Raw genomic sequence first — 14,234 nt, 5'->3', positions numbered from 1 at the left:
GGAATCCGAAGTCCTCGAAACGCTTTTTTCGGCTTCCTGTGCAAAATCAAGGCGCCACGGCGTATAGCGTACCCGGGTGCGCGCCGCAGATGCACGCGGAATCTCGACCCATGCCCTCCTTGCGGATCTATCTCGACAAAATCCTCGAGCGTGCCTCGCCAAAGGTCGAGCGCCAGGCGTTCACCCATGCCGAACGGCTGGCGCTGGTGCGCCGCCACGGCGACTTCTCACTCGCCTACTCCTCCGCCGTGCAAGGCAGGCTCTCCTATTTCGGCGACGCCGACGGTTACATCGCCTTCGGCACCAAGATGAAGCATCATTTCGCGCTCGGCGACCCGGTCGCCGATCCGGCCCATCGGGCCGACTATATCAGGCGCTTCGTCGAGACCGCCGGCAGCCCCTGGTTCGTGCAGATCGGCGAACAGTCGGCGCGGGTGCTGGCCGGGCTCGGCTACAAGGTCAACCGGCTGGGCATCGACACCCGTCTGCCGCTGCCCGAACACGATTTTTCCGGCAAGCGCAACGAAACCGTGCGCTACTCCGAGCGCTGGCTGTTGAAGAAGGGCTTTTCGTTCGCCGAGGACAAGCGGACGATCTTTCTCGACGAGATCTCCCGGCTTTCGGCGAACTGGCGCGGCGACCGCATCGTCAAGCGTTGGGAAATGGGCTTCCTCAACCGGCACTTCGCCGATCATGTGGGCGTCGACATGCGCCGCTTCGTGCTGCACGGCCCCGATGGCGAACTGGTCGCCCTGCTCGACTTCGATCCGCTGTTTCGCGGCGGCAAGGTCATCGGCTACACCACAGCCTTCAAGCGCAAGCACATCGACGCCTCGCCGCATGCGGAGGTCGGCCTGACCAAATTCGCCGTCGACCGCTTTCGCGAGGAAGGCATTTCGGTCGTCACGCTCGGGCTGTCGCCGCTGGTCGACGTCGGCCCCAGCGGATTCGCCGAAAGCGATTTCTGGCGCAACGCCTTCCAGCGCGCCTATGATTCGCCCTGGGTCAACCGCCGCCGCTTCAACCTGCAGGGGCAGGCGGCGTTCAAGCGTCGTTTCCACGGCATCGAGGAGCCGGTCTACGTCGCCTTCCGTGAGGGAACCTATGTCGAGATGCTGGGCCTGCTGCGGCTGGTGAAGGCGATCTAGCTCTGACCGCGGTTCAGCGTGGCTTCGCCCCTCAATTCCTCAGCCGGTAGCCGGTTTTGAATATCCAGGCGACGGTCGCCACGCAGATCAGCAGAAACACCACGGTCATGCCGAGGCTGATGCCGACCGAAACGTCCGATTTTCCGAAAAAGCTCCAGCGGAAGCCGCTGATCAGATAGACGACCGGATTGAACAGCGTCACCGTGCGCCAGGCGCCCGGCAGCATGTTGATGGAATAGAAGCTGCCACCGAGGAAGGTCAGCGGCGTGATGATCAGCAGCGGCACCAGTTGCAACTGCTCGAAGCTCCTGGCCCAGATTCCGATGATGAAGCCGAACAGGCTGAAGGTCACCGCCGTCAGCACCAGGAAGGCCAGCATCCAGAACGGATGCTGGATCGAGAGCGGCACGAACAGCGAGGCCGTCGCCAGAATGATCAGGCCGAGGATGATCGACTTTGTGGCGGCGCCCCCGACATAGGCGAGGACGATCTCGAGATAGGAGACCGGAGCCGACAACAGCTCGTAGATCGAGCCGACGAATTTCGGGAAGTAGATGGCGAAGGAGGCGTTGGAGATCGACTGCGTCAAAAGCGACAGCATGATCAGCCCGGGCACGATGAAGGCGCCGTAGCTGATGCCGTCGATCTCGGTGATGCGCGAACCGATGGCCGAGCCGAAGACGACGAAATACAGCGACGTCGACAGCACGGGCGAGACGATGCTCTGCAAGACGGTGCGCAGCGCGCGCGCCATCTCCACCCGGTAGATCGCCCATACCGCGCGCAGGTTCATGGCTCTTGCCTCAGAAGATTGACGAAGATCTCCTCCAGCGAACTGTTCTGCGTGTCCAGGTCGCGGAACTGGATGTCGGCGGCCTCGAGATCGCGGATCAGCGACGCCACGCCCGGCCGGTCGCTCTGGTTGTCATAGGTGTAGGTGATCTGCCCGCCATCCGGCGACAATTCCAGGGCGTAGTGCGAGAAGGCGTCCGGAATGGCGCCGAGCGGGCTGCGCAGTTCCATCACCAGGCGCTTGCGGCCGAGCTTGCGCATCAGTTCGGCCTTGCCCTCGACCAGGATGATCTCGCCGCGGTTGATGACGCCGACGCGGTCGGCCATCGCCTCGGCTTCCTCGATATAGTGGGTGGTGAGAATGATGGTGACGCCGTCCTCGCGCAGCCGCCGCACCATCGCCCACATGTCCTGGCGCAGTTCGACGTCGACGCCGGCCGTCGGCTCGTCGAGGAACAGCACGCGCGGTTCGTGCGACAGCGCCTTGGCGATCATCAGCCGCCGCTTCATGCCGCCCGAAAGCGTGATGGCCTTGGCGTCCTTCTTGTCCCACAGCGACAGGTCGCGCAGCACCTTCTCGACAAAGGCATGGTTCGCCGGCTTGCCGAACAGGCCGCGGCTGTAGTTGACCGTCGCCCAGACGCTCTCGAAGGCATCGATGGTCAGTTCCTGCGGCACCAGCCCGATCAGGCCGCGCGCGGCGCGATAGTCTCTGGTGATGTCGTGGCCATCCACCGTGACGCTGCCAGACGAACGGTTGACGATGCCGCAGACGATCGAGATCAGCGTCGTCTTGCCGGCGCCGTTGGGGCCAAGCAGCGCGAAGATCTCGCCGCGCTCGATGTCGAGATTGATTTCCTTCAGCGCCTTGAAGCCGGTGGCGTAGGTCTTGGTGACCCCGGAAATGGAGATGACAGGCTGCATGGCTGAAAACGGCTGCTTGAAAGAGGACCCCAGATATAGGACGAATGTCGCCGCATGCAACCGCAAGTCAATGCCGTTGCTGACAGTTCTCGACATTGCCGCCGCATGGCGCTGCGGCGTTCCGCCTCGCGGCGGGACGCCGCTTTGACCGGCTGGCCCTACAAGCCTATTCTCCGCTTATTAGAAGCAGCCGGAGCCCGCCATGGACCCGCTCATCCTTTCGCGCATTCAATTCGGTGCGAATATTTCGTTTCATATTCTGTTTCCAGCCATCACCATCGCACTCGGCTGGGTGCTGCTTTTCTTCAAGCTCCGCTACAACGCGACCAATGATTCGGCCTGGATGCGCGCCTATTTCACCTGGGTGAAGGTGTTCGCATTGTCCTTCGCCATGGGCGTGGTTTCCGGCGTCACCATGAGCTTTCAGTTCGGCACCAACTGGCCGGGCTACATGGAAACGGTCGGCAACATCGCCGGGCCGCTGCTGGCCTACGAAATCCTCACCGCCTTTTTCCTCGAGGCAGCCTTCCTCGGCATCATGCTGTTCGGCTTCCGCCGCGTTTCCAACCGCATCCACACGCTGGCGACCGTGCTGGTGGCCGGCGGCACCACGGTGTCTGCCTTCTGGATCATCGCGCTGAACTCGTGGATGCAGACGCCGGTCGGCTTCGAGATGCGCGACGGCGTCGCCCACGCCGTCGACTGGTGGGCGATCCTCTTCAACCCCTCCATGCCCTACCGTCTCGTCCATATGCTGCTCGCCTCCGGGCTTACGGTATCGTTCCTCATAGCCGGCCTGTCGGCGCTGCGCTACCTCAAGGGCGACCGCTCGGAATCGATGTGGAAGGCGCTGCGCACCGGCGTCTTCACCGCCGCCATCCTCATCCCCATCCAGATCCTTGCCGGCGACCAGCACGGCCTGAACACGCTCGAGCACCAGCCGCAGAAGATCGCCGCCATGGAGGCCAACTGGAACACCGGCCCCAACGTGCCGCTGGTGCTGTTTGCCATTCCGGATGAAGCGGCCAGGGAAAACAGGTTCGAGGTGACCATTCCCGACGGGGCGAGCTGGATCCTCCGGCACAGTGCCAGGGGCGTGGTGCCGGGGCTCAACGACTATCCCGGCAACCATCCGCCCGTCTTCCCGGTGTTCTGGGGTTTTCGCGTCATGGTCGGCACCGGCCTGTTGATGCTCGCCGTCTCCTGGTCGGCCGCCTTCTTCCTCAAGCGCCGTCATGGCTTGCCGAGGCCGCTGGCGCTGCTCATGGTGCCGATGACCATCTCCGGTTGGGTGGCGACGCTCGCCGGCTGGTATACGACGGAGATCGGCCGCCAGCCCTGGCTGGTGACGGGCGTGCTGAGGACCGCCGACGCCGTCGGCCCGGTGGCCGGCAGCCATGTGGCGCTGACGCTGGCCGTCTATCTCGCTCTCTACGTGCTGTTGCTGATCGCCTATCTCGGCGTTCTGGTCCACCTGGCGCTGAAGGCGGCCAAGGACGGCGACACCTCGCCGCTGCCGGGCGTGCTCAACAAGCCGATGTCGCAGCCCGCGGCTGGCGAGTAGGAGAGAGAGAGAAATGACCTATGACTGGCCGACCCTGCTCCCCCTCATCTTCGCCGGCCTGATGGGCCTCGCCATCCTGATCTACGTCATTCTCGACGGCTTCGATCTCGGCATCGGCATCCTGTTCGCGGCGGCCGAGGACGCCGAGCAGGACACCATGATCGCCGCCATCGGCCCGTTCTGGGATGCCAACGAGACCTGGCTGGTGCTGGCCGTCGGCCTTCTGCTGGTCGCCTTTCCGATGGCGCATGGCGTCATCCTCAGCGCGCTCTATATCCCGGTGTTCGTGCTTCTGGTCGGCCTCATCCTGCGCGGCGTGGCCTTCGACTTCCGCGCCAAGGTGGCGACGGAGCGCAAGCATCGCTGGAACCGCATCTTCTTTCTCGGCTCGCTCATCGCCTCACTGGCGCAAGGCTATATGCTGGGCGTCTATGTGCTTGGCCTCGACTTCGGCCTGGGGGGCATGGCGTTCGGCGTGCTGGTGGCGTTCTGCCTGGCGGCGGCCTACGCCGCGATGGGGGCGGCCTGGGTCATCTACAAGGCCGAAGGCGACTTGCAGAAGAAGGCGGTGCGCTGGCTGCGCACCACATTGGTGCTGACCGCGCTCGGCATGGCTGCCGTGTCGCTGGCCACGCCCTTCGCCAGCCCGCGCATCTTCGCCAAATGGTTCGTCCTGCCCGAAATGCTCTATCTGTCGCCGCTGCCGATCCTGTCGGCGCTGCTGTTCCTGGGGCTGTGGCGGCAGACCTCTCATCTGCCCAGGCCCGACGACCGCCATTCGCTGACGCCGTTCCTGATCTTGGCCGCCATCTTCGCGCTGGGCTTTGCCGGGCTCGCCTGGTCGTTCTATCCGTTCGTGGTGCCCGACAGGCTGACCATCTGGCAGGCGGCTTCCGCAACCGAAAGCCTGGCCATCATCCTGGCCGGCACCGTGGTCGTGCTGCCGATCATCATCTTCTATTCCTTCTATGCCTACCGCGTGTTCGGCGGCAAGGCGAGGGACCTGACCTACGATTGAAGGGCCAGGCGACGGCGCGAAATCATCGCCTCCGCCTGCCGCCTGTCGCCTGCCGGAAAGACAATATTCATCTTCACGCGGAATAACCTTCCGCGACATGCTGCGGCCTGATGGCAGCGGTCCGAGAAGAAGGGCAATGCAATGCGCGGTGTCCCGGTTGCCTCGATAGAACACGATCCGCAGGCGCGGCAGCGCTACGCAGTTTTCCCGGGAAAATCGCTACGCCGCTTTCCTGGAATTGCTCTGGTCCTGATCCGCCTGGTCACGCTGATCGCCGCGCTTGCGCTGGCCGGCCTGCTGCCTGTCATTCAGCCCGCTTATGCCCAGCAGACGGCCAACTGGGCCGGTGTCTGGGACACCAAATGGCGCGGCGGCGGCGCCCAGATCACCTTCGAGCAGGACGGCGCCGAGGTGAAGGGCGTCTATCCCCTGTATGACGGCCGCATCGAAGCCAAGGCCGAAGGCGAAAAGCTGTTCGGCCGCTGGTTCGAGGGCAGTCGCCAGGGCGAGTTCAGCTTCGTCATGGCGCCGGACGGCGCGAGCTTCATGGGCCGTTTCGAATCCGCCACCGCCGAATGGTGGACGGGCGTGCGCGTCGACGCCGCCGAGACCCTCAAGGTCGACCAGACCAGCCCGATGACGACGATGCGCTCATTCCTGCAGACCATGAACGAGAGCGGCGCCGACAATGTGCCGCGCGCCACCGGCGGCGGCATGGGCCTTGCCGCGCTGGCGGCCGGCCTCGTCGACGTCACGGAGGCCGATCGCGGCGGCCTCAACATGCCCGATTACACCAAGCTCCTGTTTTCGGTGATCGACAACGCCACCTTGCGCCTGTGGAACCTGCCGCATGATGCGATCCCCGGCGACGAGGTGACAGCCAGGCTGCAGCAATATGGCAGCAAGGTTTTCTTCGACGTCACCTTCCGCCGCAAGGCCGGCGAATGGTTCATCGTCGGGCCGCAGCTCGCCGTGCTGCAGGCCAAGCTCGCCGAGTTCCAGGCGGCGCGTGGCGAAGCCCCCGACATGGTCGACGATCCGGCCAAGCTCGCCTCGCCGCGCGACACGTTCAAGATGCTGCTCGGCGGCATCGCCGACCAGAATGGCGGTTCGACGCAAACGGCGCTCGACATGCGCGGTTACAATCCGGCGGTGCGGTCCGACGAGGCGGTTCTGCTCGAGAGCTATCTCAAGAAAGTCATCGACCGCATCGGCTACGTCTACTGGCAGGAAATTCCCGACGATCCCCAAAGCAACACGCCCTATGTGTATTTCGAGCACCCGGCCGGCAACATCGTCGTCGCTCCGGTGGGGACTGAGAAAGGCGGCAAGCTGTGGAAATTCACGCCGGAAACGCTGGCCAACATCCGCACGCTCTATGCCGATATCGAGGATGCGCCGGTGGCGCCGGAATTCACCGCCTTCGCCAGCAACGATCCCTTCTTCGCCACGAGGGGCCTTGCCCGTGAGATCAGCCCTGCCCTTTTGACCCGCGCCGGGCCGATCGAACGCTGGCAATGGCTGGGGCTCGGCATTGCCGTGCTTGCCGGCATCGCCTTCGGCTTCCTTGCCAACGCCGTCATCGTGTTCTTCGCCCGCCGCGGCAGGAGTTCGGGGCGGGCCGGCTTCTTCCGCGTCGTCGAATGGGCGGTGCGCTCGATCTTCCTCGGCCTGTTCCTGCTGTTTGCGCTGCGGCCGCTCGGCTTGCCGCAGGTGATCGCGGCATCCGCCAAGGCGGCGGCCTGGAGCCTGATCCTGATCGGCGCGGTTCCCGTCGTCTGGCACCTGATCGGCAAGATCGCCGAGCGCTACCGCGCCACCTTCAACGTGCCCGGCTACCACGAGACGCTGATCTCGCTGCTGACCGGCGTGGCGCGCATCGCCGCCCTGGTGGTCGCCTTCCTGCTCCTGGCTGAGGTGCTGGCGATCCCCTATCAGGGCGTGCTGGCCGGCCTCGGCATTGGCGGCCTGGCGGTGGCGCTGGCGGCGCAGCCGACGCTGCAGAATTTTCTTTCCGGCCTGACGCTCTATGCCGACCGGCCGGTCAGCGTCGGTGACTTCTGCAAGTTCGGCAACCAGTCCGGCACCATCGAGCATATCGGCATGCGCTCGACCCGCATCCGCTCGGTCGACCGCACGGTGATCTCGGTGCCCAATTCCGACTTCGCCGGCATGCAGATCGAGAACTACGCCCATCGCGACCGCACCCGCTTCGCCACCACGCTGCAATTGCGCTACGAGACGACGCCCGACCAGCTGCGCTACACGCTGGCGGCGCTGCGCAAGCTCCTGATCGCTCATCCGCGCGTCATCGACGACCCGTGCCGCGTGCGCTTCGTCGGCTTCGGCCCCTATTCACTCGACATCGAGGTCTTCACCTACATCACGACCGCGGATGGCTCGGAGTTTCTCGCCATCCGCGAGGACATATTGCTGTCGATGATCGCGGTGATGGACGAGGCCGGCGCCCAGTTCGCCTTCCCGGCGCAGCTGGAATACAGCGCCGCCGACCTGCCGCTCGACCAGGAAAAGCGCATCGCCGCGGAAAAGCGGGTCAGCGCCTGGCGCGAGGAGGAAAAACTGCCTTTCCCCGATTTCAGCCAGCTCGACAGGCTGGAGCTCAACGACAGCCTGCCCTATCCGCCGCGGGGCTCGGTGCAATACCGAGAAGCCCAGTCCGCCCCGGCCACGGTCGAAACCAAGGCCTCGCTGGAGAAGGCGCGCTGGAGCCTGCCGTGGCGGAAGAGGGTGTAGCCTTCTTCGCAGGAGAGGCCGCGATCCCTCGCGCCCCCCTCTGGCCGGCAGGGCAGCAGGAGGCGCTTCCCGCCAGCGCCTCCGCTTCTGAACCTCAATTGCTGGCCGACAGCACCAGCACCGGCTTGTCGCTGTAAAGCTTCGGGAACAGCGTCTTCAAATTCGCCACCTTTGGCAGGTCGTTGTAGACGATGTAGGGATAGGTCGGATTGAGCGTCAGGAAATCCTGGTGGTACTCCTCGGCCGGATAGAAGGTCTTGCCGGTTTCGATCGTGGTGACGATGGGCTTGCCGAACAGCTTGGCCTGGTCGAGCTGGGCGATGTAGCTCTGCGCGATCTTCTTCTGTGCCTCGTTTTCGGCGAAGATCGTCGAGCGGTACTGCGTGCCGGAGTCGGGCCCCTGATAGTTGAGCTGTGTCGGATTGTGGGCGACCGAGAAATACACCTGCAGCAGCTGGCCATAGGTGACTTTGGAGGGATCGTAGGTGATCTCGACGGATTCGGCATGGCCGGTGCGGCCGGTGCCGACCGTCTCGTAGACGGCGTCGTCCTTGGCGCCGCCGGTATAGCCCGAGACCGCCTTGGTGACGCCCTTGACGTGCTGGAACACGCCCTGCACGCCCCAGAAGCAGCCGCCGGCGAACACTGCCGTCTCGCTGCCGCCCGCGGCCTTTTCATCCAGCGCCGGTGGCGGGATCACCACGGCATCCTCCGCCGAAACCGCTGGGGTGAGCCAGAAGGCGGCGCCCGCGACGGCGAGCGCGAAAGCTGCGAGCGCGCCGCGGACGAGGCCGCTCGAACGGTTCTTGATGTCGGTCATGGTTGCACTCCTCATGGCTTGCATAGGGTCCAGTCTATTGAATTAGCGGAGCCGGTGCGATGCGCGAGTTGCGGCGGAGGCTCACATTCTCGTGCGGCCCCAGCGGGTGCGTAACTCTCCGCCGCGGCTTGACCTAGTTGGCAGGCTTCATCGCATCCGTCGCCGGCTTCATCGCGTCAGCCGCCGGCTTCATGGCGTCCGCCGGTTTCATCGCATCGGCGGCGGGCTTCATGGCATTGGTGGCCATCGGGTCGGCCGGCTTCATTGCATCGGTTGCCGGTTTCATCGCGTCGGCGGCGGGTTTCATGGCGTTGGTGGCCTCGTCGGCCCGGGCGATGCCGCCGGCCAGCAATGCCGTCGAGCACAAAGCGAGCGCAAGCGCCGGCAGCGTCAGGCGGGAAAGAACGGTCATGATGGTCTCCTTGGTTGGGTGGCGCGCCCTCGCGGCGGCCGGCTGTTGCGGCGCCGCAGGCGCGGCGTTGCGCAATTTCTGATCGGGCATGGTCTCTCCCCGCAACCGGGAAGTTCCCGGAGGCAAGCTAATCGGCGGCGGCGGCCAGGATCGGCCCGCCGCCGGGCGACTGCACCAGCACGGCGGTGCTGAGGCCATGGGCGGCGGCCGGCACGTCGAGCGTCGTGGCCTCTCCGGTCCAGCTGCCGAGCTTTTTCAGCGCATGCACGACATTGCCGTGCGGCAAGGTGCGGCCGGTGTTCTCGCCGCGCGCCACGGGCACCTCGACGACGCCCCTGGCATAGCGCACCAGCCAGATGTCGGCTTTGCCGCCCGGCACGCTCCCCGCGCCGATGCTGGCCTTGCCGCCATCGAGCGACAGCGACGGTCCCTTGATGCGTCCGCTCGCCGCAATCAGCCGTTCGATCTCGCCGGGCGCGGCGCCGACCGCATCGGCACGGCCGTTGACCACCACCTGCGGCGTGAACGGCCCGTCACGGCCGAGCGGCGGCTCGTAGCTCACCTGGCGTTGCGTGAACTCCTGCCGGCCGAAAATGTCCTTCCAGCCGAGATAGTCCCAGTAGGTGACATTGAAGGACAGCGCCAGCACGCCGGGCTGGTCCTTGACCTTGATCAGATTGGCATTGGCCGGCGGGCAGGACGAACAGCCCTGGCTGGTGAACAGCTCGACAATGGTAAGCGGCTGCGCCGCGGCCGCACCGAGCGACGCCGCGAGCGCAAGCGCGCCCAGGCTGGACACTGCGAGGAACCTGCTGCGTTTGGCTTGCGACATGGAATGCTCCGTGGGCGACGGCGCCGCGATGCGCCGCTCATATCCCCACTTCGCCGCCAATTATCGCTTCGTTACAGCGCTCACCGGTTTGTGATTGAGCGCCAGCGGGTTCTTCCTTCTCCCCCTGTGGGAGAAGGTGGATCGGCGCGCAGCGCCGAGACGGTTGAGGGGTGTTCCAGCGGAGTGAGACGTTGGCGTTTCCTGGAACAGCCCTCATCCGACCTCGCTTCGCCAGGCCACCGCCCGGGGGCGAGCCACGCGTCCCGCCCCGTCCTTCGGACCCCACAAGGGGAGAAGGGAAAACGGCGCCACTATCTCCAGGGCTGCAGACTTCTGTCCCGCACATAGGCGATGATCGTGTCGCAAACGGCATTCATCTCTTTCAGGACATCGTCGTTCCAGAAGCGCAGAACGCGAAAACCCCTAGCCTCCAGCTCGGCCTTGCGGATCCGGTCAGCATCCGAGTCCGCGTGTTGGCTGCCGTCGATCTCGATAATCAGCCCGGCTTCGAGGCAAACGAAATCGGCAATGTATTTTCCAAAAGGAACCTGGCGCCTGAATTTGATCCGGTCCAGTCTGCGGTCTCGTAGTTCCTGCCAAAGCCTGTCTTCCGCTTCCGTCATGTCACGGCGGAGTGAGCGAGCAAAGTTGCGCTTGGCGGGGGTGACGGGTTGGTGCGGCATGGCGCCAGACTAGTCGAACGCTGCGATCCGTCTATAGCCCCGGCGGACGGGACGAGGCCGAGCGCAAAAGGGCTGTTCCAGCGGAGTGAGGCGTTGGCGTTGCCTGGAACACCCCTCATCCGACCTCGCTTCGCGAGGCCACCTTCTCCCACAAGGGGAGAAGGAAGAAGCCGCAGTGTCACTGCGTCAGCACCGTTTGCGAGGGGCGCTGGTTGAAGTCGCATTTGCCCATCACGGTGTAGAAGAAGTCGGCGTTGACGACAGGCGCCGGCACGGCGGAGCCGCCGTCTTCCCAGGCCTGGTAGCCTGTCTGGCCGCACGGCACGGCGGTGAAGATATCGACGGTCTGGCCCGTGGCGATTTCGGGCATGTCGGTCGGGCTGGTGCCGATATAGAGCCGGTTCGAGGTGTTCGGGTCGTTCGACCTGAGCGTGGTCGGCTGGGCCGGTTTGGCCGTCGCGGCGGAAGGCACGTCCATCTCGAGATAGAGCTGGTCCATCTGGCTGACGTCGATGACCGCGCCGGTGCTGTTGGCCGGCGTGGTGGTGCAGACGGTCTGCCGCATGACGCCGTTGCCGTCGGTGCTGGTGATGGCGCCGGAGGGCGTGTTGTTGAAATTGGCGACCGCCGTGGTGTTGCACACCTGCTGCTGCACCTGGGTAAGCGTGGTGCCGCTCACGGTGGAGACGGTGGTGGTGCCATAGCCCTTGGGGTCGCCGCCCTTGTTGTAGACATAGCTGATCTGCATCAGCTTCTGCTTCGTGGTCGAGCCGAATCGCGTGCCGTAGAGATACATCGTCTTGTCCCACCAGCCCGACGCCTTCTCGATCTTGAAGGTGGTCTGCACCAGGGCCGCCGCCTTGTTGACCGCCGAGGTGACGCCGACCGGCACGGTGTTGATCCTGGCGATCTGCATGAAGTCGGTCGGCATGGCGAAGCTCGCCGAGGCCTGCGCCGTGGCGGTGCCGTTGGCCGCGATGGTGAAGCTCACCAGCGTGGCGGTGCCTTGCCCGCCATTGGCGGCAAAGGTGTCCTGTAGCATCTGCTGGCGGGCCGCCAGCGCCGTCGTCTTCGGCAGCGTGGTGATGGCCAGCGTCGCCGCGTCGAGCGCCTGCTGCATATTGGACCGGGTCTGGACCGCCGACGTATAATCGACCGAGAAGCCGACCACGGTGACCAGCGGCACCAGGCTGATGAAGAACAGCGGCATCATCGAGCCGCCGCGAGAGCGGGCGAACCTTCCTGCAAGCCCCGGCATTTTTTCTTACCCCAAAAAACGGTTTACCTGCGGGGGAACTAACATGCGCCGGCAAACCGGGGTCTAAGAGGATCGTTCAAAGTTTAAGCATCCGGCCGCACCCGCCCGCTGTTTCGGGCTTTTCCGCCCGGCTCACCGCTTTGTGATGGCCAAGGCGCCCCTTGCGCCGCAAGCCTTGCCGCAGCAAGCCGCCCCTGCTAAAGCGCGCGGCATGAGCACGCCCCTCGACCACATCAGGAATTTCTCCATCGTCGCCCATATCGACCATGGCAAATCCACCCTTGCCGACCGCCTGATCCAGCTCACCGGCGGGCTGGAGCTGCGCGACATGAAGGAGCAGGTGCTGGACTCGATGGACATCGAGCGCGAGCGCGGCATCACCATCAAGGCGCAGACGGTGCGGCTGAAATACCGCGCCAACAATGGCGAGGACTATATCCTCAACCTCATCGACACGCCCGGCCATGTCGACTTCGCCTATGAAGTGTCGCGCTCGCTGGCCGCCTGCGAGGGCTCGCTGCTGGTGGTCGACGCCTCTCAGGGCGTCGAGGCGCAGACGCTCGCCAATGTCTACCAGGCCATCGACAACAACCACGAGATCGTCGTGGTGCTGAACAAGGTCGACCTGCCGGCCGCCGAGCCCGAGCGCATCCGCGAGCAGGTCGAGGAGGTGATCGGCATCGACGCCTCCAACGCCGTGCTGATCTCGGCCAAGACCGGGCTTGGCATTCCCGATGTGCTGGAGGCCATCGTCCACCAATTGCCGCCGCCGCGCGAGGGCGACGCGACCGCTCCCTTGAAGGCGATGCTGGTCGACAGCTGGTACGACGCCTATCTCGGCGTCATCGTGCTGGTGCGCATCATCGACGGCGTGCTGAAAAAAGGCCAGACCATCCGCATGATGGGCACCGGCGCCAAATACCTGGTCGAGCGCACCGGCGTGTTCACGCCCGCCCGCATCAATGTCGAGGAGCTCGGCCCCGGCGAGTTCGGCTTCTTCACCGGCTCGATCAAGGAAGTGGCCGACACCCGCGTCGGCGACACCATCACCGAGGACAAGCGCCAGACCGCACATGCGCTCCCCGGCTTCAAGCCGGCGCAGCCGGTGGTGTTCTGCGGCCTGTTCCCGGTCGACGCCGCCGATTTCGAGGACCTGCGCGCCGCCGTGGGCAAATTGCGCCTCAACGACGCCTCCTTCTCCTACGAAATGGAAACCAGCGCCGCGCTCGGCTTCGGCTATCGCTGCGGCTTCCTCGGCCTGCTGCATCTGGAAATCATCCAGGAGCGGCTGGAACGCGAATTCAACCTCGACCTGATCGCCACGGCACCCAGCGTCGTCTACCGGCTGCTCCTCAATGACGGCTCGGTGAAGGAATTGCACAACCCGGCCGACATGCCCGACGTGGTGAAGATCTCGGCCATCGAGGAGCCGTGGATCCGCGCCACCATCCTCACCCCCGACGACTATCTCGGCGGCATATTGAAACTCTGCCAGGACCGGCGCGGCATCCAGGCCGACCTCTCCTATGTCGGCAAGCGCGCCATGCTGACCTACGACCTGCCGCTCAACGAAGTCGTCTTCGATTTCTACGACCGGCTGAAGTCGATCTCCAAGGGCTACGCCTCGTTCGACTATCACCTCACCGACTATCGCGAGGGCGACCTGGTGAAGATGTCGATCCTGGTCAATGAGGAGCCGGTCGACGCGCTCTCCATGCTGGTCCACCGCACCGCGGCGGAAAAGCGCGGCCGCCAGATGTGCGAGAAGCTGAAGGAACTGATCCCGCACCATTTGTTCAAGATCCCGATCCAGGCCGCGATCGGCGGCAAGGTCATCGCCCGCGAAACCATCTCCGCCCTGCGCAAGGACGTCACCGCCAAATGCTACGGCGGCGACGTGAGCCGCAAGCGCAAGCTGTTGGACAAGCAGAAAGAAGGCAAGAAGCGGATGCGCCAGTTCGGGAAGGTGGACATTCCGCAGGAGGCGTTTATCCAGGCGCTGAAGATGGGGGATTGAGCAAGAGCGTCA

The 14,234-nt window shown here is 64.8% G+C and carries 12 protein-coding genes; 5 read left to right on the top strand and 7 right to left on the bottom strand.

Annotated features, from left to right (window positions below; all coding sequences use genetic code 11):
* The first annotated feature begins 110 nt into the window (after positions 1-110).
* Complete coding sequence (locus tag LB547_RS16405; protein WP_140559137.1) at positions 111-1,148, top strand: phosphatidylglycerol lysyltransferase domain-containing protein; 1,038 nt, start codon at positions 111-113, stop codon at positions 1,146-1,148.
* A 31-nt stretch (positions 1,149-1,179) separates the two neighbouring features.
* Here LB547_RS16405 and LB547_RS16400 read toward each other — a convergent pair whose 3' ends face one another.
* Both LB547_RS16400 and LB547_RS16395 read right to left on the bottom strand, forming a co-directional pair.
* On the bottom strand, positions 1,180-1,941 hold the full coding sequence (locus tag LB547_RS16400; protein ID WP_140551751.1) for an ABC transporter permease: 762 nt from the start codon (positions 1,939-1,941) through the stop codon (positions 1,180-1,182).
* Complete coding sequence (locus LB547_RS16395) at positions 1,938-2,864, bottom strand: ABC transporter ATP-binding protein (protein WP_140655140.1); 927 nt, start codon at positions 2,862-2,864, stop codon at positions 1,938-1,940. Before LB547_RS16395 ends, LB547_RS16400 begins: the two co-directional genes overlap by 4 nt.
* A 202-nt stretch (positions 2,865-3,066) precedes the next feature.
* On the opposite strand from LB547_RS16395, the gene LB547_RS16390 reads away from it, so the two are divergent.
* From LB547_RS16390 to LB547_RS16380, 3 genes are all read left to right on the top strand, one after another.
* A complete protein-coding gene (locus tag LB547_RS16390) occupies positions 3,067-4,428 on the top strand; it encodes a cytochrome ubiquinol oxidase subunit I (protein WP_140559135.1) in 1,362 nt (453 codons plus the stop codon).
* Between the two features lie 13 nt (positions 4,429-4,441).
* Entirely contained in the window at positions 4,442-5,446 is a 1,005-nt protein-coding gene (locus LB547_RS16385) for a cytochrome d ubiquinol oxidase subunit II (RefSeq protein WP_140759030.1), read from the top strand.
* Between the two features lie 141 nt (positions 5,447-5,587).
* Complete coding sequence (locus LB547_RS16380; RefSeq protein ID WP_140759028.1) at positions 5,588-8,200, top strand: mechanosensitive ion channel family protein; 2,613 nt, start codon at positions 5,588-5,590, stop codon at positions 8,198-8,200.
* Between the two features lie 94 nt (positions 8,201-8,294).
* Here LB547_RS16380 and msrA read toward each other — a convergent pair whose 3' ends face one another.
* From msrA to LB547_RS16355, 5 genes are all read right to left on the bottom strand, one after another.
* Positions 8,295-9,020 carry a peptide-methionine (S)-S-oxide reductase MsrA gene (gene msrA, locus LB547_RS16375; RefSeq protein ID WP_140759026.1) on the bottom strand — a complete coding sequence of 242 codons (726 nt, stop codon included), beginning with the start codon at positions 9,018-9,020 and terminating at the stop codon, positions 8,295-8,297.
* A 133-nt stretch (positions 9,021-9,153) separates the two neighbouring features.
* Positions 9,154-9,432, bottom strand: coding sequence for a hypothetical protein (locus LB547_RS16370; RefSeq protein ID WP_140524380.1), 279 nt, complete (start codon positions 9,430-9,432; stop codon positions 9,154-9,156).
* A gap of 127 nt (positions 9,433-9,559) precedes the next feature.
* Positions 9,560-10,264: a DUF1223 domain-containing protein gene (locus tag LB547_RS16365; protein ID WP_140759024.1), complete on the bottom strand. Its 705-nt coding sequence runs from the start codon at positions 10,262-10,264 to the stop codon at positions 9,560-9,562.
* Between the two features lie 311 nt (positions 10,265-10,575).
* The gene (locus LB547_RS16360; protein ID WP_140491726.1) at positions 10,576-10,947 is read right to left on the bottom strand and encodes an endonuclease domain-containing protein; all 372 of its coding nucleotides are present in this window, start codon (positions 10,945-10,947) and stop codon (positions 10,576-10,578) included.
* A gap of 178 nt (positions 10,948-11,125) precedes the next feature.
* On the bottom strand, positions 11,126-12,205 hold the full coding sequence (locus LB547_RS16355) for a TadE/TadG family type IV pilus assembly protein (RefSeq protein WP_140759022.1): 1,080 nt from the start codon (positions 12,203-12,205) through the stop codon (positions 11,126-11,128).
* Positions 12,206-12,416: 211 nt separating this feature from the next.
* Here LB547_RS16355 and lepA point away from each other — a divergent pair, with 211 nt between their 5' ends.
* Positions 12,417-14,222 (top strand): translation elongation factor 4, encoded by a 1,806-nt coding sequence (gene lepA / locus LB547_RS16350; RefSeq protein WP_224655815.1) that lies wholly within the window; start codon positions 12,417-12,419, stop codon positions 14,220-14,222.
* Positions 14,223-14,234 lie beyond the last annotated feature (12 nt).

The sequence above is a fragment of the Mesorhizobium sp. B264B1B genome, assembly GCF_020165765.1.
Taxonomy (GTDB): Bacteria; Pseudomonadota; Alphaproteobacteria; order Rhizobiales; family Rhizobiaceae; genus Mesorhizobium.
The sequence above is the reverse complement of the archived record's forward strand: the minus strand, read 5'-3'. Positions and strand labels throughout refer to the sequence as shown.